The following is an 18,629-nucleotide window of genomic DNA, read 5'->3' on the forward strand; positions in this document are numbered from 1 at the left end:
GGGGCCGCAGCGAACTTCGCCAAGACCGCTTAGAAACCCTCCTTGCCCAGAAACCGCACATCGCTGCAGCGCACGGTCTCCGATAGTGATGGCCACACATGTAGCCCTGGGCGCGGCATCGGCACCTTCAGGCTTGGATGGCTATTGATCAGAAACTGATGGGGTTCTCGTCCAGGACGTAGCGGACGTGCGGGCCGCCGAAGTAGCCGCGGACGATGTGTGGCTGGCGTTGGCGCCTGTGGAAGAAGCGGCGTGTCTCGGCGGCGAGTTCGGCCTGGTCGCGGGCCCGGTGCTGCTTGGGCAGGCTGTGCTTGAGGTCCGCGTTGACCAACTCGTCGGGGTTCAGCTCGGGTGCGTAGGGCGGCAGGAAGTGCAGCTCGACGTCGTCGGGGTGGGCGGCGAGCCAGTCGCGGACCTTCTTGGACCGGTGGGCGGAGTGCCCGTCGACGACGAGGTGGACCTTGTGGTCGAAGTGGCCGGCGAGCCGGTCCAGGAAACGGCCATCACCTCGGCGGTGAAGCTCTCGGTGAAGACCATGAAGTGCATCCGGCCCTTGGTGCTGATCGCCGACATCGCGTTCACCGAGAACCGGTTCCTGCTCCGCCGCACGACGGGTGTCCTGCCCTTCTCGCCCCAGGTGCGGCCGGTGACCTGGTCGGAGCGGATGCCGACCTGGTCGGCGAACAGAATCTCGCCGCCGTCCCTCTTCACCTTCGCCCGGATCGCCGGCCAGGTCTCCTCGTGCCAGCGGCGCACGGCCTCCGGGTGCTGCTCGACGGCCCGCTTGTCCGGACGCTGGAAGGACAGCCCCCAACGCCTCAGGTACTTGCCACCCCCGGTTCGGTCAGCTGTACCCGGTACAGCTTCGCGATCAGGTCACCGATCAGCTGCCGCGTCCACAACTGCCCGGAAAGTCCCACGTCACAAGGCCGGTGGTCGAGGACGGCCTGCCGCACCGCGCCCTGCTCGGCCTCCCCGAGCACCTGGTGCACCCCGACCGGCTTGCCCCGCGGCCGCATGACCAGCGCCTCCCGGCCGCCGGCCTGCCACTTCGCCCACCACTTGTCGACCGCCTTCAGCGACCCCCGAACACCGCCGCCACGTCCTCACGGTCCCGCCCCGCCACTAACGCAGCCACCGCCCGCAGTCGCAGGGTCTCCTGCGCCGACGGCGACAGATGCCGCGCGTCCCCCACCAGATCGCTCACACCCCACCAACGACCCAAAGCCCAAACCGTTTCAGATCAATATGTGACAACTACCGAGCTTCGGCTCGACGGCGTTGTTGTCGCCGGGTGGATCGTTCGGGAGGATGCGAGCGGTGACGGCGGCGGGAACCCGCCCGATCGCGCCGGGCGTCGTACAGGGACGGGACAGTTCGTTCGCTTCAGGGAGGGGTGGGTCCATGCTCGGTGATTGGCCGACCGAGGACCAGTTGAGGAGGACTTTCGGCGCCGTGTTGGAAGAGGTGCTCAGTGGCCAGGGTTTGCGGACCTGCACTGGGCTCGACATGGCAACGGATGACGCGCTGTGGGAGACCGCCAAGTATGGTCCGGGGGCCCCTGCCGAACTTGTCGACGCCGCCCGTGCTGCCTTCGCTGGGCAACTGGACGGCAGCAACGCCGCGCGCTGGCGCGCAGAGCTCAGGGCGAGGCTGTCGTGGGTGTTGGCCGCGGAGAGTCCGACGCGGAGGGGCAGCCCCGCAGCATCGGACAGGATGTGCATCTTGGAACCCGGCCTGCCCCGGTCCACGGGCGACGGGCCTGCAAGTTCGCCCCCCTTTTTCGCCCGGACATGGGCCGCATCCAACACAGCCCGGGACAGATCGACCAGCCCTTGCCTGTCCAGCAACTCGAGCACCTTTTGGTGGAGCCGGCCCCAGACACCGGCCCGTGACCAGATCAGGAACCGGCGGTGCACCGTCGACTTCGATGCCCCGAAGCATGGCGGCAGAGCTCTCCAGGCGCACCCACTGACCAGTACATAGACGATTGCAGCGAAGACTGCCTCGTCATCGATGTTCGCCACCCCACCGCCCTGCGGACGCACCCGCGCGGCAGGCAGCAACGGCTTCACCAACTGCCACAGCTCACCAGGAACAATCCAGCCCCACTCCCCATGACCAGACCAACGGCCAACAACCATGTAGGACACGGTCTAAAAGCCCACGTCATCCCACGTTGTCGTTCCTCCCGTGCTGACTTGGTGCTGACTACGCAGCGTTGAACTCCGGCATTCGGTGCGGATCGGGTTCGCAGACATGTTGCTTCAGGGTGACCGACGGCTGCGCCGGGAAATGAAGCAGACGCACGGTGATATCGCGCAGGCCCGTGAAGGGCTGGACGGCCACGCCGTCGGCCAAGCCGACCCCGAGCACCCCGGCCACCTCCCGGCCCCCCACCAGCTCCGCAGCCCCGACCCCGGAACAGACCACCTCCAGTACCTCCTCGCACGCCCCGACGGGCTCCTTCGCTCAGACCGGCGCGGACTCCACTGGATGGCTGATGGCCGGAGCAGGAGTACTGACCGCCGCAGGCGGAGGCGCACTGCTCGCCGTGCTCGGCGCCGCACAGCCGAGGGCGATCCGACCGACGGCTGACCGGACCACCACCTTTAACTGAGCACCAAAGACAGGCCCCAGGAACCGAGCACGACCGGCCCCTGGGGCCTGCGCGCGTCTCCGCTCCTGGTTGCCCCTTGAGGACACCCTTCTCAGACCTGGCCGAGATGCTCACGGCCCTTGCCGGACCGCTCCAGGAGGAAGCCGAAGGCCTCATCGGAGGGCAGCTCGGCCAGGGCGGCGGCCAAGGCCTTGGCCTGGTCGGCGGCCACGTCGCGCTCGGCCGGCTCGCCGGCGAGCAGCGGGGCCACCGCCGTCCCGACCCCTTCGGCCACGGTCGCGACGACCGCCGCGGTCCAGCCGGGCCAGCCGATGTGGGCTCGGCTCCCGAGCCGCCGTCAGGTGTTGCAGAGCCGGACGCCGAGTCGGCCGGGTGAGCGGAAGCCGCGTCCGGCCGGGCCGTCGGTGTGCAGGGTCCACCCCGTCGGCCAGGCGGAACCTACCGCGTCGTGCAGTTCCGACAGCAGTTCCTGCGCTTCCACGGCGGCGAGGTGCCGCCCGAGGCAGGTGTGGGGGCCCGTCCCCATGGCCAGGCTCGGCAGCTGCTCGCGGCGGACGTCGAAGAGATGCGCGTGGCGCCACCGGCTGTCGTCCCGATTGGCCGACGCGAGGTTGACACAGACCAGTTCGCCACGGTCGATCCTCTGCCCGGCCAGCTCCGTCCCGGTGGTGCAGCGGCGAAACACCCAGGTCAGCGGGGGCTCCCAACGCCAGCACTCCTGGAAGACGGTGGGAGCCAGGGACAGGTCGGTGCGCAGGAGGGCCGGCACGGAGGGGGCCGTGAGAGCCGCGTACATCAGCGTGGCGAGGGAACGGAACGGTGGCTCGGTGCCGGTGGACAGCAGCAACCGCAGCGCGGGCAGGAGTTGTGGCCCCGTTCCGATGACCGGGTTCTTCGCGCGCAGGAGGAGGTCGATGAGGCTGCCCGGTGTCCAGGCCGAGGGCGTGTCGAGCAACTCCCGTACAGCGGAGGTGACCTCGCCGTCCGGATCCTCGCGCAGCCCCACCGCCCAGGTGTACAGAGTGCCGATGCGTATTCCGCGCGGCAGGCCCGCCAAGCGCGCGATGGTCGTCAGGGCCACCGGGAAGGCCACCTTCGCGACCAGGTCACCGCCCCCCCCGGGCAGTGACGGAGGAGAGCCTGGACGCCACGGCCAAGCGGACGTCTTGGCGGTGAGCAAGGACCGTCTGCCGGTTGAAGCCGCCTTGCAGGACGTTCCTCCAGATCCTGTGTTCCTGATGGTCCATCTGGAGGAAGGACCTGCCGATCACGCGGCCCATGCTGTCGTCGTAGGCCGCCGACGAGTAGGTGTCCTCGTCGCGGATCACCTGCTCGGCCGCGGTGAACGACACGACGTGCCAGGCCGGGGTCGTCGTCCCCTCGGCGCCGTCGGTTCCGGTCAGCACCCGTTCGAGCGTCGACCGGTGCACGGCACCCTGTCGGCGCAGCGCCGCGAACTCGGCGTGCGGATCACCGCCCTGCGCGAGCGTGGTGGCGTCGTCGTAGGCGCGGACCAGCGCGTACGCCTCCTTGATGTCCTCTTCGACGCCCTCGGGGCTCGCGTCGAGGAGGCCTGCCACCGCCGTCACGGTGCGCCCCGGTCCGGGTGCCCGTCGTCCGCGGACGCACCGTCCGCGGACGCCCCGTCCAGTTTCCGTACGGCGGTGCACAGGCCCTCCTCCGCGGGGAACCGGAGCCGGTTGCCGACCGTCGGTCCCGCGTCCTGTGCCGGTGCGCTCACCTCGAAGCCCATCTTCACCAGGAAGGCCCGGCCGGGCGCCCAGCTCCGCGGACAGGTGGCGGTCACGTACCGCATGCCACGCGTCGCGGCTTCCCGCAGCAGGTGCCGGGCCACCCGCGTGCCGATTCCCGTGCGGCGCGCCTTCGGGTCGAGGAGGAACAGGCCCACCGAGCAGCCGAGCCGGTCGGGGTGACCGGCGACGGCGTCGACCACACCCACCACCGTCGCTCCGTCGCACACCACCAACAGGTGTTTCTGTTCGAAGTCGGCGCCGTCCGGCAGGGAGTAGTACAGGCTCTGTACGTCCGCGGGCAGGGTGGGGAAGCCGGTGGCCGCGAGGAGATAGTCGTCGCAGGCTGCCAGCACGCGGGCCACGTCGGGTTCGTCCTCCGGCCGCATGGGGCGCACCATCGGCGCGGCCTCGCCGGATGTCGGGAACTGCTTCACTGCGTTACACCGCCTGTCCTTGGGTGAGGTACCTCGGCTGCGCCCGCCCGGAGCCGACCGGTTCGCGGTACAGGAATCCGTAGCGGACGAGCGCACTGGTGACGGGGTCGTCCGTCGATGCGGGTGCCACGCCGTTCTGCCAACCCTGCCACGTCTCCACGGCCGCGCCCCGGAGGCGGATCGTCACGCCCGTGACGGGGTTGGACACGTACTGGGTTCCGTCGCGAATCTCCGTCCCGGTGCCGATCTCGGCGCACAGCCGGGCGGCCGGCGGGCGGGCCTGCCGCCGCGAGGGCACCAGGAAGCCGTGCCTGAGCAGCAGGGCGGCCGTGGCGCCGGGACCGGAGCCGAGGTAGTGGCACTCCCGGTCGGTCAGCCACGCTTCCAGATCGCGCCAGGACAGACCGTCCAGCTGCCGCAGGTCTGTGTGCCCCGTCCAGTTGAGCTGGAGAAACCTGTCCTCGGCCGGGTGGTACAGCGCCATCGCCGGTTCGGCGTCCGCCTCCGTCGTCGGCCAGGGAACCCGGGTGAACGTCACCCCGGAGGCGAGGGCGAGCCGGGCGTCCGGCTCGGGCGGCGGCCAGTCGAACAGCGGGACGGCAGCCGCCCTGGGTTGCGGTGCCCCGACGCAGGCGCGCAGGAAGGTGAACTCCTCGATCTCCCGCGCCATGGGGTCGCCGGCCGCGCGGAACCAGACGGTGGTGTCACCGGCCGACCCCGCGGCGTCCTCGGCGACCCGCAGACTGTCCTGCTGGGACAGCCCGGCGTCGGTGCGGTAGTTCCGGCTCAGGCTCAGGTCGTCCAGCGGCGCCGGGGGTTCGATGTGCACGCCGAAGGCTTCGGGCTGCGTGCCGACGGGCGAGTGCACGTCCAGGACGAAGGGGGATCCGCCCCAGGTGGTGTGGGCGACGCCGTACCGGTCCACGGACAGGCGCCGTACGGCCTCCGCGAACGCGACCGTGCGCGCGGCCTCCTCCTGGGTCTCGCCGGGGAAGCCGTGGATCACGAACAGGTGGATCGGCACGCCGGCTTCCAGCATCGCCGTGATGTTCTCGCACGCGTCCTCGATCCGCGTGCCCTTGCGCATCAGGTCCAGGACCCGCTGGCTCGCCGACTCCAGGCCGAAGTTCATCCGGCGGCAGCCGGAGGCGTGGAGCAGGCGGGCGAGTTCGCCGTCCAGGCCCCCGGCGAACCGGGTCTCGCCGTACCAGTACACGTCGGCGGACGTCGCCGACAGCGCCTCGCCGACGCTGCGCAGCGTCCGCAGGCTCATGATCTCGTCCACGAACATGAAGTACGGCGAGCGTCGAGTCGACGTGTCTTCTTTCCGCGAGCGCGGTCAATTCCGCTTTGCAGGCGGGTGGGTTGCGGATTCTGCGCAACGCCTGGTCGAGTCCGTGCCGAACGATGGGTTCCAGTGCGGTTTCCGGAAGGATCCGGCGTTGGCCCGGGCCGGTCGGCCACTCATGGGGCGCGATGCAGTCGAGAAGGAAATCGTAGGTTTCGTATAATCGGCTGAGGATTCCCGCCGATTCGGCGAAGACGGGATGGCGGGCGAGCGCCACGAGTGCAGGCTCTTGCATACAGCGGTCCCTGTCGAAGAACGTCCGGCGCTCATTGCGCAATGCGAACTCATTGCGCAAGCGAACTCATTGCGTCATTCGAGGGTCGCGGCGGACGGCACGGGTCAACAAGACTGTCGGCAAAGTCGTGGACGCCTCAATCGCAACTGACGTTCCATCGACTCATCGACCCTGCCACGGGAGGGGAGGTGCGTCAACCGCCACAGATATCGATTTTGACCAATCCGGCGGCACACGAAAGGAGTTCACAAACTCTGCCGGGCGGCATGAATAGTTCGCCACGGAGGGGGCAGGCGGAGAGGCAAGTGTGCCTGCTTCAGGTTGTGGCGCGTCCGTTCCTTCGGGTGTATTCGTGTGCGCGCCGCGACGTGCCGCCGACGAAAGAATCCGCTGCCCATGACATTCGCCGGTCCACCCTCTCCTCCGGCCGACGGGTCCCGAACTCCGGCCTTGCGCCGGCTCGTCACCGCCAACGCGCTCAGTGCGGTGGGTGACGGCGCGCGGTTCGCCGCGCTTCCCCTGCTGGCGGCCTGGACCACCGGCGATGTGTTCTGGGTGTCCTTGGTCGCTGCCGCGGGCCGGGCGGCCTGGTTGCTCGCACCCGTCATCGGTACCCTGGTGGACCGCATGCCGGGACGTCGGCCCATGGTCGGCGCGGATCTGGCGCGCTGCGTGATGCTGCTCGTGTTGTTCTCCGTCGTGGCGGCGGGGCGGACGTCGGTGACGGCGCTGGTGCTGCTGGCGTTCGCCTCGGGGGTGGCCGAGGTGTTCTTCGACTGCGCCGCGCAGGCCGTCGTTCCCATGCTGACCGCGGACCACGAACTGGAGCGGACGAACGCCCGGGTCATCGCCGCGCAGATCACCGGAACGGGGTTCCTGGGCCCGCCGGTCGGGGCCGCGCTGTGGGCCGTGTGGCACCCCTTGCCGTTCCTGCTGGACGGCGTGACATTCCTGGCGTCGGCGTTGCTACTCATGGGCCTGCCGTCGCGGGCCGCGCACGAGGGGGCGGGGGGCGACGGGCGGGGCCTGCGGAGTCTGCTGCGCGGCACCTGGGCCGGACTGCGGTTCCTGGGGCGGGACCAGGTCCTGCGCCGGCTCATGGTGGTGGTGGCGGTTCTGGGGGTGGGGCAGCAGGCGGTCTACGCGGTGCTCGTCGTGTACGTGGAACGGGAACTCGGGCTGCCGGCCTACGGCTATAGCCTGATGCTCGTCGCGGCCGCCGCCGGCAGCCTCGCCGGAGCGAGCGGGGCGGCGAGGGCCGCGCGGTGGCTGGGGTCCGGGCGGAGCCTGAAGGTCTCGGTGTCCGTGTCGGCGCTCAGCTATCTGGTGGTCGCCCTGCTGCCGTGGTGGCCGCTGGTCGCCCTGATGCTGGCCCTCAACAGCGCCGGAGTGGTGCTGTGGAACGTGTGCACCGTCTCGCTCCGCCAACGACTCGCGCCACCGCACATGCTGGGCCGCGTCACCAGCGGCTACCGCCTGGCCGCCTGGGGGGCCATGCCGATCGGCGCGTCGGCGGGCGGAGCACTGGCCCAGCACACCGGGCTCGGCGCCCCCTGGGCCCTGGCAGGCCTGCTGCTGCTGGCCTGCCTTCCCCTCCTGCGCGGAGTGCCGTCGGGGAGGTCGGGGTCGGGGTCTGGGTATGGGTCTGGGTATGGGTCTGGGTCTCAGGATGCGGGCCGTGCCCCCACCCCGCCCGCCGCCCCCTCCGACTCATGACGGACGCCCCCCGAACTGCCAGGGATGCACCTCGACATCGGCGGGCCGGTCCGGGGTTGGGGCGGCGCGCGGTCCGCGGATCGGGCGCCCGGATCAGCGCCGCCGTGCCCGGCCAGGTCGCGCCGTCGTCGGGCACCAGCGGCCCGCAGGCGATCCACTCGTCCCGGCAGGGGGTCGGCCGCCGACGTGCTCCCCGGACGCGGAGTTGCGGGCAGGGTGTGCTTGGTGTCGGCGGCGTGGGTGCCCAGGTAGGCGTAGAGAGGGGCGACGCGGGCGACGAGTTCGCTGCTGGCCAGCTGGGGCAGTCGCAGGAGGTTCGGGGTGATGTCCCGGCCCACCTCGGTAGCGGCCTTGAGGATCTCTCGCCAGGTGGTGGTGGGCAGGTACCAGCCGTTCTTCGCGGGAAACCCGGCGGCCGCCGGCCATGGCGCCGACTTCGCGGTCCTCCACTGCTTGAACGGCCGTGCCGCCGGACTGCGTGGAACACCACGGGTATGTGCACACTGTCGGTGTACAGGAGGGGCGGGACATCGGCGAAGGGGGAAGGGATCACCGGCCCACTGTGCCATTCGCCAGGGACACTCCCGCATCCTGGGTCTACCGGGCTCCGTCCGTATCCCCGGTTCGGGCGCTTGCTGGCCGGGAGTTCAACGCTTGGTGCGGCCCGGGGCGCCGATGCTGAGGGGCGGGCCGCGGCGGCCTTCATCGGCAGGCCGCACTGCACCGGCCTCTACAAGCCAGACGCGCCCGGTGCCGAACGACGTCTGGGTTCGGTGGACGAGCAAGTACCCGGGGCGGACGGCCCAATGGACGAGCGAGAGGAGGAGTTCGTCCTGCAGGTCCTCACGGCCTATGCGCCTGGCCCGCTGCCTGAGGCCATCCCCTCCCCAGGGACGCTGGGTCCTCCTTTGCCGTATGTCCCGAACGCGGTCACTCGTCGCCTCGCGGCGGCAGACGCCCGCCACGGGCGCGGGGCGGGGGCAAAGGCCCTGGTCCTGGTCCGGCAAGCCTATCGCTACCTGTACGACGAGGCGCTCGGCGAGCAGATCCGCAAGGTGGTCCGGGCCGAGGTCGAGCGCTCCGGGGCGCGTGTCCTCATCGCTCACTCGCTCGGCAGTGTGATCGCGTACGACATGCTGCACCGCAGGGAGCTACGGGATCCCGGCATCCACCCCCTGATCACCTGCGGCTCCCCACTCGGCTCCCCGCTCGGCTGGTTCACGGTGCGCCGTAGCTTGCCGGGCGACGCGCAATTGGTCGTGCCGGAGTCGCTCGCCTGACACAACTTCCACGCTGACGGCGACCCGGTCACCGCGGGAGCCGGTCTCGCACACGTCGTGACGTCGGGATCCCTCGCGGACAACCGGGTCAACAATGGCTTCGCCGCCCCACACGACGCCGTGGGATACCTCGCGCAGGCTTCCGTGGCCGATGCGGTCGGGGCACTTACCTCCTTTGAGGTTGGGCCGGTGGCATCCTGAGCCGGTGATACGGCCCAGATCGAGACGTGGAGCCCCGCATCCTGATCCATAGGGGTAGGGCCGGCGCCGCCGTCGAGAGACTGTTCCGCCTCGGCCTGCTCGTCCGGCGGGCCCGGCCATGGCTGGTGCTGGAGAATCGCAGCCGATTCATACCGGGGCTGCGATGGTTGGAGGCACGAATCCGGCCGCCGCACACAGATCCGGCTGTGTGCGGTGACGAGCCTGCGAGCGGGTGTCTCATCCACGTCTGCCCTCACGGCCTGATGCCGACAGCTCTCTGCAGGGGGAGTGCAGCCGTATGGGTGAGGTGAGTACCAGAATCCCCCGAGGACGACCATCCGGCCCGGTACAACCTGTGGTGTGGTTGAAAACCTGATGCGGCGTGGTCTGCCCGTGCTCATGGCGATATGTCTGTCCGTCCTGTTCGTCGCGCCGGGAATGGTGTGGGCCGCAGGACGCGATGGCGAGGGCGAGCTGTACACGTATTCCAACGAGGAGTACGTCAAGCCCTTCGGCGAGCAGTCTGCTCGGGTGGCCGGTGTCCGGATGCTCTCCGACCCTTTGGCACCGGCGGTTGGAGCAGTGCTCGACCCTCAGCAGCCCTGGCACAAGGTCAACTGGTCCGTGCGTGACTGGGACGGTCACGACATCCCGACCCGCCACGGCACCGCCGCTTTCGGGCGGCAGCATGCCTCGTCCAAGCACAACATGCGCAGCGAGAAGGCGATCGACGCCCCGTATCACGGGAGGGCCGACAAGGTTTCCGGCAGCCGGGCCGAGTACTGGGGCGTCATCGCCACCAGCAGCGGCCAGGTACGCATGATCACGGTCAGCGTCGCCGAGCGCGGCGACCGGGGGCCTGGAGGTGAGAGGACCCCTGACGGGCGCCCGCTGGGCACCGTGACCGCGTATCGCGTGGGCCAGACCCTCTGCCTCGACTGGGTCAACGACCTGTGAGCATCACCACCGGCGGCGGCTGGACGAGGACGGGGAGAGACCGCTCATGGACGACCACTTCACCGAAGCCCTTCTGGTACTGCGCCGCTTCATCGGTGTACCCCTCCCGGCCACCGAGTGGCGCATCCGCGCGTTGATGTGGCCGGACGGGGACCGCATCCGCGTCCGCCTCGCCGACAGCGCGGGACAGAACGTCCTCGTGGACCTGCCGACCAGCTTCGGCTGGGAGCGTGGCAGCTGGTGGTACGTCGGAGCTCTGCGCCATACGGCCGGCGGACTGGCCGCGGGAACGGTTTCCCTGGCCGCCGAGCGGCAGGAGGCTCCGTACGTCGACGTGGCCGCACTGGTCGGCTCGATCGTTCCCGAAGCAGCCGAGGTCACCCTGGACGACGGCATCGACTACCTCGTTGCCGACCTCGTCGGCGACCCGCTCTGGCACGGCGCGACGCCCTCCGCGGCTCCCGAGCTCTACGTCCTGACGGGGTTCGACCATCACGCCCCCGGCGTCGTCCGTGTCTACCTCGGCCATGAGGGTCGCACCATCGGCTCATCGCGCTCCTGCGCCCGGAGGAACCCACGACCCTGGCCGCTCACCAGGGCCACAACGCCCACGACCCCCTGTGCGAAGCCGTCTACGACCTGACCGACTGGGCCTGAGCTGATATGCGCTCCGCCGCATGATCACGGAGAGTGGTGAACACCGATACTGAGGGCGCCCCACCGGTGGCCGGTTCGCCCGCCCTGCAGACCATCAGCCGGGGGGTCGGGCAGGATCCCGTGCTGGTTCGGTGCTGCCTCCCGCGCCTCATCAAGGGGGAAAGCCCAGGTCATAGCTCTGACCGGATGGGTTGTCGTACCACTCGATAGTGGTCCCGATGAGGCTCGCGACGACGATTTTGGAGAGCGAGTTGGGAGTTGGGGTGGGTGGGGGAGGGGTGGTCATGGTCATCACTTCCGGGTGGGCCAGGGGCGCGTCATTGCGTCGCCATACCGTAGGAAGGTGCAGGTCAATGGCCTATGTGGCGGGAGACCACACTTCGGGGGCGGGGTGTGAGGGCGGCGCCTATGAGGGGGCGCCGCGGGCCCTGCGTGTCGCTCAACTCGATTTAGGAATTCGGCACGGAGTGATGTCGTGATTGGGATGATCTGGCACTTGGGTGCGGATTCCCGTGCTGACTTGGTGCTGACTAAAATCCCACGTCAGCACCCCTGGTCACCTATCCCGTGCTGACTTGGTGCTGACTACGGAGCGTTGAACTTCTTCATTCGGGCATGGATCGGACCCTGCGTTGGGCCGGAGGACTCCTCGGCCCGATGTGTTGGGAGACCTTCACGCCACCTGGGTCCGCCCTATGTGGAGGACGTCGCCTCCGATGAGGTCAATGCCTGGAAGGCGAGCTTGCTCTTTCTGTAGTTCGAGGGTCGAGCGCGACAGGTTCGACAAGTGGCTCTCGGGGTTGGCACCAGCGTCCCCGAGCTGGGGGACAGCGAGGTCGCCGTTCGGCGAGGACGAGGCCGCCGAGGTCGGCTGGGTCCCGGATCGGCAGCTTTGAGTGCGGGCCTGCCGTGGTCGTCGGCCCCGCACTCGATACCACCTGGCACAGGTAGGCGGAAGCGTCTGCTGGTGTCCACGTGGTCTATGTCGCTGCTGTTCATGCAGGTGGGGCCGCTGTGGTCCCGGTGTGTCGATGGTGTTGGTGACAGCGACGTGACACGTGATGGTCGCTGGGGCTCCTGCCGGACAGAGTGCTGGCAGGGGTCTCGGTGTTCTTCAGCGGCGAGGTCCGCTCCTCGACAGGGCATTCGGCGCCCTGGCCTTGTGTTGCGAGGGCGGACGCGGCCTCTCAAGGGATGCGATGGCCCCTGGAGTGGAGGTGCGGGTCGGCGGATCGCTGAGCAGATCTTCCGTGCAAGGCGTCCCGCTCCGCCTGCGGCGGCGGAAAGAGGTAGCCGGACGTACATGACCGCTCAGGACCGTCCATATCGTGGCCCGGTGTTCAGGTTTCCGGCGGCGACGAGTCGCTACTGGCGTCCTGCTATCGGGACTCCCCGCGGATCGCAGACGAGAGCGAAGTCGGTCGACTTCCCAGCCATCTTCACGGGTGTCTGCGGATGGCCTCTGAAAGGCGCGTCCCGCATCGCGGTCGAGACAGTCCGGCAGACGCCGACGTTAGTGGAGGGGTCCGTTTCGTACTCTTCGACGCGCCGGCGTACGAGGCTTTCACCTGTCAGGTGGGGTGACTGACCCGCGTCTCTACCGAGAGCATCTGCCGGGACCGCGCTCATGGTCGAGGATCCGACAGGCAGAACACGATGCTCCCGATCCCGTTCGGGGCTTCGCCGGGTTCCTTCGCCAGGACCGCGCTGCCGTCACCGTTGGACTCGCCCTGCCGTGGTTCTCCGGCATCGTGGAGGATCACGGAAACAGGGTGAAAAACCTCAAGGGGGTCATGTACGGCTGGGCCTCGTTCAAGTTCCTCCACATCCGGGTCCTCACCCGACCTTGACCTTCACAGACTTCTGGTTCAGAGCCAGGATCAGACAGCGGACGCGTCGCTGGCTGATGTCGTTGGCAAGGAAGCGTTCGCGGACCTGGCCGGGGGTGGTATGCATCATTAGGCTGGTCTCACATGACGGGCGGTGGTCCTCGCTGCGGGCGACGCCGGTCTTGGCCGGCCGCCTTCTAGAGCACGATGTTTATCCCAGCTCCGCTGGCGTGGTTGACGATGCCGGATTCCGAAGAGACGGTGTGCCGAATAGAACAACCTGCGCTGCGGCCGTCGACTACATAGGGCCCCAGGACATAGGAGACGGGTTTGCGCACGACGGACTTCGCCGACGCATCGTAGAAATCCATCACCAGCTCGTCCGCCTCGACACGTTCCTGGACAACATGTGTTCCCGCGGACGCGACACGGGCCACCTTGTCAGCCCAGACGGATTCGCGTGTGGCTCGGCCCACGAGGACACCCTGGCCGGCGCAGGAGGTTGCGGGCTTGAGGACCAGGTCCGACTGGAACTCGGTGAGTAGCTTTGTTGGTGCGTAGGTCGTTCCCCGGAAGTCGAGGTCTTTGCCGTCCAGTACGCGTGTCCAAGGGATGTGCCTTCTGACGAAGGCTGCGTCGTCGGGGTCGAGACGGTCGCTGTGCTGGCTCAGCCAACCGAACACGAGCTTGCTGGACAGTGAGAGGCCGGAGTCGGGCACGATCCAGGCCATGGTGCGATGAGCGCTCCGCAGGTCCGGCCAGGGGATGTTGAAGCCGAGTGATTGCCACTCTTCGGGCAGGAAGTGCTTCAGTACGATCCCCCCGCTCCGCGCCACGTCGTGGCCGCGCGGGGTGGCGAAGAAATCGGGCTCGACATACCGGCTTTCGAAGCCGTGAGCACCGAGGTAGTCAGCTTCCGCCTCCAGGTACCGGGCCGAGCCGATGTCCGGTTCGCGCACCGTCCCGAGGATCAGGACCCGCCGATCGAATCCGTAGTCCTCGCAGATGCGGGAGTACAGGGCTGCACGAGCGGCGAAGGGCTCGCGGAGTTCCGCCTGGCCAGTGGTCGGGACGCATCCGTAGAGCTCCTCGTAGACTGGGAGCAGCGCGTTCGTGGTGATGGGGCTGCTGTTCGCAGCCCCGAAGTTGGCTTCCAGGAAGACGGGTACCCCGTCTCGGAGGAGGGCGTCCGGGCGGGCGTTGCAGGCGGCGAGGGCCCGTTCGAGCTGTGGGCTGGCCGCATCGAGGAAGGGCTGCTGGTGCGGTTCCAGGCCGCAGAGTCGGGCAAGTTCCCGCGGGTCGCCGGTGAGTCCCCAGCAGTAGTGGGTGATCACGTCGACCAGGCGGCGGGCCGCCCGGGCCAATTCCTCGCGGAGCCCGGATGCCAGGATGGTGGGACGCAAGGCGGTCAGATCGTCGGCCGAGGCAAACCGCAGCCCGTTGAGTCTGGCGTTGATCAGCTCGGCTGCGGCGGCGGCCTTGGCAGGGTTCCCCGCCGACCACTGCGCTGCATGGGCGGGATGGGTCTCATCCCATATGTCTGGCATCGGCTAGTTCTCCTTCGTGCCCCATACGCAGTTCATCAGGCCGCCGGTCGCGGCGTTAACGATCGACCGCTCGCGGTCCGGGACGATGCGGGCCAGCAGACCGCCCATCCGCCAGCCGAAGAGCATCGGGCTGAACACCGCGGTTCCCGTGAGTAGGTGGGGCTCGAGGCCGCCCGCTCGGAATACGGGAAGTTCCACCGGGTCGGGACGGAAGAACTCCTGCGCCACGTAGCGCTGCGACTGCTCAGCAAGCCGCAAGGCGTCGGCCCATGCTCTGGCGTCGGTGTCCCGACCGACGACCGCGCCGGAGCCGCCGTACTGGTTCAGGGGCTTGAGGATGAACCGGTGCCGTTCGCGATGGAGCAGCGGCAGCAGGTCGGTCGGACGGTTGCGCCAGGTCACGCGCTCGTCGCGGACCTCACGGGTCCACGGCAGGTGGCGTGCCACGAAGGCGGCGTCTGCCGGGGCGAGCCGCTGTGCGTCGGCGTCGGAACTCAGCCACGCCAGCACGAGCTTGGACGCGAGGAGTGAGCCGACCTCCGGAGCGAGTACCAGGGCCTGGTCGGCAGCCAATGCACGACGCACCGGCGAAAGGTCCAGCCCCGCCTCCTCGGCGTCGGCCGTGACGAACGTGCGCAGGACCGTGCCGACCGGACCCCGGTGCGAGAGGAGCCGGTCGGCGTGCCAGGAGAGCTGCCCGGGCAGGGCGAAGTGGGCGTCGAGTCCGGCCCGTCGGAGTTCCGCTAGAACGTCGGCGAAGTACTCTTCGGCTCCGAAGCCCTCCTCGGCCCAGCCCATGACGGCGACCGTGCCCGGCGCGCCGTGAAAGGCGGCGGAGGCTGCCGCCACCACCTGGGCGCGCAGCGGCAGCGGTTCGAGGATCTGGGCCTCGGGGAGCAGGGCGGCGGTCTCCGGGTGTCCGAGCAGGTGCCGACGGTACAGCCCGTTGAGGGCGGCCACTTGTTCGGGGCCAGCGATGGCCGAGTTGATGTTGCATTCGACGACCTTGGGCATGCCCTCGCTGATCACGATGTCAGGGCGCAGCGAGTCCAGGGCGAACCGGTTCTGTGCCCGGCTGTCCGTCAGCAGTGACTCGGCGGGCCGCTCGTAGCGGAGCAGAGGCTCCAGTTCGATCGCACTTCCCGCCCTGGCTCGGCAGGTCCTGACGAGCAGCCGGGCGAGGCGGCGGCCGATCCGGGCGAGGTCGGCGATCTCCTTCGTCGGCAGGTACAGCGGCCGCAGCGGAACGGCTGCGTCGACGTGGCGGTACGGGCCGATGGACATGGCCTCGTCCACGCGCTCGGCTATCCACCGGCCCCGGCTGCTGCCGACCCCACAGTCCAGCAGGTGGGTGTCCAGTCTGGTAGTTGCCATTACGCCATCTCAGGGTGTTCTGTGTCGAGCATGGCCCGACGGCGGTGGACTGCGGGGAGTAGGAGCAGGGAGAGTGCGCTGAGCCCGCTCATGGTGAGCAGAGCGATCGCCGGGCCGACGGCCTGGCTGACCAGCCCTGCCACGACCGGTCCCAGTGGCAGTAACCCCCAGGCCACGGTGCGGTAGGAGGCGTTGCTGCGGCCGAGGACGGACACCGGGAGGCTGCGCTGCCGGTAGGACACAGTCACCACGTTCCAGACGATGACGGCCACGCTGTAACCGGTGACCGCCAGGGCGCAGCCCAGGAAGGTGGGGAGGAAGAAGGGCAGCGCCAGGCTGCCGACCGCGAGCAGGCGGCAGCCGACGATCAGCGTGGTCCGTGACAGACGGGTGGTGAGCGCCGGCATCGCGGCGGCCGCGAGCACACCGCCCAAGGATCCGACCGTGTAGATCAGGCCGAACTCGAAGTTGCTGAGGTGCACTGGTCCGGACCCGAGCGCGAACAGGCTGAGCATCGCCTGCCAGCCGGCGAAGGAGACCGCTCCGAACCCCGTCATGACGAGGAAGACCCGGAGCAGCGGCTCTGACCAGACGGTCCGGATGCCGCTCAGGAACTCCGCCCTGAGCCGCCCCTTGGCGGTGCCCTCCGGCCGCAGGTGTGGCAGCCGCAGGCCGAGCAGGCCCGCGATGAGGTAGCACGCGCCCGCACCGGCCAGCGCAATGCCAGGGCCAATGGTGGAGACCAGGCCGCCCAGCGCCGGGCCCGCCATGCCGTGCAGTGACTCGGCGATCATCGTCTGGCGCGAGTTCGCCTTCTCCAGCGCCTCGTGCTGCACCAGTCTGGGCAGGGAGGTTTGCGCCGCGATGTCGTAGAAGACCTCGCAGACACCGATCACGCCGGCTCCGGCAACGACCAGGACGAGCGGCAACCTCCCGAGGACGAACAGGACTGCGAGCGAGGCCATGACCACGAACCGGGTCAGGTTGGCGGCGATCATCAAGGTACGCAGCGGACGGCGGTCGGCCACCACCCCGATCACCATGGACAGCACCGACCAGGGCAGGGTGCGGGCCAGCGCCACGGCGGTTAGCGCGAGCGGGGAGCGGGTGAGCGAGAGGGTAACGAGCGGCAGCAGAACGAGGCTCACGCCATCGGCGATGTTCGCGAAGCCGAAGGCGACGAACAGCCGGGTTAGCCGACAGTCACCCTTCCGGGTCTGGTCGCTGCCCTCGGCATCCCCTATACGGCGTGCCGCCTTCTTACCGAGGAGGATCACCCCTGCACTCCCGTGGCCGACGGGCCGATCTCGCCAGCGGTCACCACACAGCCGAAGGAGAGCCCGTCGCGGCTGCGCACCAGCCGGGCCGGATCGTTTAGGCCAGGCTGCTTGGTGTAGCAGCCGCCACTGCGTTCGCCGACGCGAAACGGGCCGAGCAGGACGGGTGCCTCAACGGTGGTGATCTCCTCCCGCTTGAGGTCCCAGTAGGCGAGCGGCCAGGGGTCGGGCTCAACGGCCTCCTGCACCACGTAGTCGCCGCTCCGGACGGCGTCGTGGAGGACCTGCTCCCAGTCGCTGGCTGGAGTAACGGCGCCGAGAGTTACCCCTCGTGAGCCGAATGCGTTGCAGGGCTTGAGCACCGCCTGCTCCCGGTGGTCGGCCGCCCATTGAGCAGCGTCGACCACGCCCTCACCGCGGCGGGCCGGTCCCTCCCGTAGTCGGGCCGTCCAGGGGACGTAGTCGAGAAGCGCCGTTGCGCCGACGACAGATTGGTGCTCTGGAACAGGTCGGCCGTGAGTGCCTTGCTGGTGAATAAGGCCGCAAGTTGGCCGCCAAAGAGAGGCACACCGCTCTGCTCCAGCGCGGCCAGCTTGTCGGCGTGTTCCCCGAACACTCGCTCCCCGACCATGAAGTACTTCACAGCCGCGGAGTAGGTGATGCCCTGCCAGTGCAGTCCGCTCGCGTCGATGTCGACCTCGTCGAAGGGCACGAAGTCGCAGGCAACCCCGTACGCCGCGTGGTGGGCGGCCTCCAGCTCGAAGGCGCGCAGGGAGCCTTCGTCGCCGTCCCGGGCGAAGCCCAGCAGGGCCACCCGGCCGGTGCGATCGGGGAGGTGGTCCATCAGCCAGGCTAGCCGCGCGGCGAAGACCGACTCCGTCGCGATCCCGTGTGCCCGGCGGGCCTCGATTCCGGGGCCGGACTCCATCAAGGCGCGGGTCAAGATCGGGGTCGAGGTTGCCCCGTTGAGGCACGCACCGAAGTTGAACTCCAGGAACTGGGGGCGGCCCGCCTGGACCAGGACGTCCGCGCGGGAGCAGCCGAGCGCCCGGCCCAGCGGCTGGGCGGAGGGCAGGAACCACCGTGCTTCGACCGGAACCCCTGTCCGGTCCGCGAGCCGCCCGTAGTCCCCGTCCGCAATATCCAGCGCGTAGGAAACCAGCAGCTGTCCGAGCTGCGCGTTCAGGTCGTCGAGACCCCGACCTCCGGCCGTATCGACCACGAAGGGCTGAAGCGGGACGAGGTCGGTGTACTGCCAGATGCCTAGCTCCCTGCAGCTGTGCTCAATTTCCCGCCCGAGCCGCCTGGCTTCCCCGGGGGCCAGGGCGGCGAGCCGGTTCGACCAATCCTGGTGTGCTCGGCCGGGGCGGAGGTGGACGTTGCTCTGGTCGGGTTGCATG

At 69.2% G+C, this 18,629-nt stretch carries 16 protein-coding genes and 4 pseudogenes; 5 read left to right on the plus strand and 15 right to left on the minus strand.

The window, feature by feature from the left end; all coding sequences use genetic code 11:
• Nucleotides 1-148: 148 nt before the first annotated feature.
• The 9 genes and pseudogenes from PS271_RS29240 to PS271_RS29275 all read right to left on the minus strand — a co-directional run bounded on the left by PS271_RS29240 (nt 149) and on the right by PS271_RS29275 (nt 6,093).
• Nucleotides 149-822: pseudogene (locus PS271_RS29240) on the minus strand (IS630 family transposase).
• Nucleotides 819-1,019: a hypothetical protein gene (locus PS271_RS31385; protein WP_495656764.1), complete on the minus strand. Its 201-nt coding sequence runs from the start codon at nt 1,017-1,019 to the stop codon at nt 819-821. The pseudogene PS271_RS29240 and the gene PS271_RS31385 overlap by 4 nt, the downstream one beginning before the upstream one ends.
• Before the next feature lie 624 nt (nt 1,020-1,643).
• Nucleotides 1,644-2,144 (minus strand): annotated as a pseudogene (locus PS271_RS29245) (IS5 family transposase); the annotation flags it as partial.
• 67 nt (nt 2,145-2,211) lie between these two features.
• Nucleotides 2,212-2,433 carry a hypothetical protein gene (locus tag PS271_RS29250; protein WP_398386030.1) on the minus strand — a complete coding sequence of 74 codons (222 nt, stop codon included), beginning with the start codon at nt 2,431-2,433 and terminating at the stop codon, nt 2,212-2,214.
• A 278-nt stretch (nt 2,434-2,711) separates the two neighbouring features.
• Nucleotides 2,712-2,894, minus strand: a complete 183-nt coding sequence (locus tag PS271_RS29255; protein WP_398386031.1) for a hypothetical protein — start codon at nt 2,892-2,894, stop codon at nt 2,712-2,714.
• Between the two features lie 63 nt (nt 2,895-2,957).
• The gene (locus PS271_RS29260; RefSeq protein ID WP_398386033.1) at nt 2,958-3,701 is read right to left on the minus strand and encodes a cytochrome P450; all 744 of its coding nucleotides are present in this window, start codon (nt 3,699-3,701) and stop codon (nt 2,958-2,960) included.
• Nucleotides 3,702-3,726: 25 nt separating this feature from the next.
• Nucleotides 3,727-4,200, minus strand: coding sequence for a hypothetical protein (locus tag PS271_RS29265; protein WP_398386035.1), 474 nt, complete (start codon nt 4,198-4,200; stop codon nt 3,727-3,729).
• Nucleotides 4,201-4,205: 5 nt separating this feature from the next.
• Nucleotides 4,206-4,808 (minus strand): GNAT family N-acetyltransferase, encoded by a 603-nt coding sequence (locus tag PS271_RS29270; protein WP_398386037.1) that lies wholly within the window; start codon nt 4,806-4,808, stop codon nt 4,206-4,208.
• Nucleotides 4,809-4,812: 4 nt separating this feature from the next.
• On the minus strand, nt 4,813-6,093 hold the full coding sequence (locus tag PS271_RS29275) for a radical SAM protein (protein WP_398386038.1): 1,281 nt from the start codon (nt 6,091-6,093) through the stop codon (nt 4,813-4,815).
• Between the two features lie 694 nt (nt 6,094-6,787).
• Here PS271_RS29275 and PS271_RS29280 point away from each other — a divergent pair.
• The gene (locus PS271_RS29280; protein ID WP_398386039.1) at nt 6,788-8,107 is read left to right on the plus strand and encodes an MFS transporter; all 1,320 of its coding nucleotides are present in this window, start codon (nt 6,788-6,790) and stop codon (nt 8,105-8,107) included.
• Here the strand turns inward: PS271_RS29280 and PS271_RS31390 are convergent.
• Nucleotides 8,102-8,279, minus strand: a pseudogene (locus PS271_RS31390) (YciI family protein); the annotation flags it as partial. The gene PS271_RS29280 and the pseudogene PS271_RS31390 sit on opposite strands and share 6 nt — an antisense overlap.
• Nucleotides 8,280-8,913: 634 nt before the next feature.
• Here PS271_RS31390 and PS271_RS29285 point away from each other — a divergent pair.
• The 4 genes and pseudogenes from PS271_RS29285 to PS271_RS29300 all read left to right on the plus strand — a co-directional run.
• On the plus strand, nt 8,914-9,387 hold the full coding sequence (locus PS271_RS29285) for a lipase family protein (protein WP_398386040.1): 474 nt from the start codon (nt 8,914-8,916) through the stop codon (nt 9,385-9,387).
• Nucleotides 9,388-9,948: 561 nt separating this feature from the next.
• Nucleotides 9,949-10,545 (plus strand): hypothetical protein, encoded by a 597-nt coding sequence (locus tag PS271_RS29290; RefSeq protein WP_398386041.1) that lies wholly within the window; start codon nt 9,949-9,951, stop codon nt 10,543-10,545.
• A 46-nt stretch (nt 10,546-10,591) separates the two neighbouring features.
• Nucleotides 10,592-11,188, plus strand: a complete 597-nt coding sequence (locus tag PS271_RS29295) for a hypothetical protein (RefSeq protein WP_398386043.1) — start codon at nt 10,592-10,594, stop codon at nt 11,186-11,188.
• A gap of 1,379 nt (nt 11,189-12,567) precedes the next feature.
• Nucleotides 12,568-12,786 (plus strand): annotated as a pseudogene (locus tag PS271_RS29300) (macro domain-containing protein); the annotation flags it as partial.
• A gap of 442 nt (nt 12,787-13,228) precedes the next feature.
• On the opposite strand, the gene PS271_RS29305 reads toward PS271_RS29300, so the two are convergent.
• The 5 genes from PS271_RS29305 to PS271_RS29325 all read right to left on the minus strand — a co-directional run bounded on the left by PS271_RS29305 (nt 13,229) and on the right by PS271_RS29325 (nt 18,628).
• Nucleotides 13,229-14,578 carry a hypothetical protein gene (locus PS271_RS29305; protein WP_398386044.1) on the minus strand — a complete coding sequence of 450 codons (1,350 nt, stop codon included), beginning with the start codon at nt 14,576-14,578 and terminating at the stop codon, nt 13,229-13,231.
• Nucleotides 14,579-14,581: 3 nt separating this feature from the next.
• On the minus strand, nt 14,582-15,952 hold the full coding sequence (locus PS271_RS29310) for a hypothetical protein (protein WP_398386045.1): 1,371 nt from the start codon (nt 15,950-15,952) through the stop codon (nt 14,582-14,584).
• Nucleotides 15,952-17,229 carry an MFS transporter gene (locus PS271_RS29315; RefSeq protein WP_398386047.1) on the minus strand — a complete coding sequence of 426 codons (1,278 nt, stop codon included), beginning with the start codon at nt 17,227-17,229 and terminating at the stop codon, nt 15,952-15,954. The genes PS271_RS29310 and PS271_RS29315 overlap by 1 nt, the downstream gene beginning before the upstream one ends.
• Nucleotides 17,226-17,480, minus strand: coding sequence for a hypothetical protein (locus PS271_RS29320; RefSeq protein ID WP_398386049.1), 255 nt, complete (start codon nt 17,478-17,480; stop codon nt 17,226-17,228). Before PS271_RS29320 ends, PS271_RS29315 begins: the two co-directional genes overlap by 4 nt.
• Nucleotides 17,481-17,551: 71 nt before the next feature.
• Nucleotides 17,552-18,628: a hypothetical protein gene (locus PS271_RS29325; RefSeq protein WP_398386050.1), complete on the minus strand. Its 1,077-nt coding sequence runs from the start codon at nt 18,626-18,628 to the stop codon at nt 17,552-17,554.
• Nucleotide 18,629: the final 1 nt, after the last annotated feature.

Source organism: Streptomyces sp. SCA2-17 (assembly GCF_044336695.1).

Coding starts and splice junctions, on each gene's coding strand:
- PS271_RS31385 (WP_495656764.1), bottom strand. CDS start 1,019: ATGCGGCCGCGGGGCAAGCCGGTCGGGGTGCACCAGGTGCTCGGGGAG.
- PS271_RS29280 (WP_398386039.1), top strand. CDS start 6,788: ATGACATTCGCCGGTCCACCCTCTCCTCCGGCCGACGGGTCCCGAACT.
- PS271_RS29285 (WP_398386040.1), top strand. CDS start 8,914: ATGGACGAGCGAGAGGAGGAGTTCGTCCTGCAGGTCCTCACGGCCTAT.
- PS271_RS29295 (WP_398386043.1), top strand. CDS start 10,592: ATGGACGACCACTTCACCGAAGCCCTTCTGGTACTGCGCCGCTTCATC.
- PS271_RS29305 (WP_398386044.1), bottom strand. CDS start 14,578: ATGCCAGACATATGGGATGAGACCCATCCCGCCCATGCAGCGCAGTGG.
- PS271_RS29310 (WP_398386045.1), bottom strand. CDS start 15,952: ATGGCAACTACCAGACTGGACACCCACCTGCTGGACTGTGGGGTCGGC.
- PS271_RS29325 (WP_398386050.1), bottom strand. CDS start 18,628: ATGCAACCCGACCAGAGCAACGTCCACCTCCGCCCCGGCCGAGCACAC.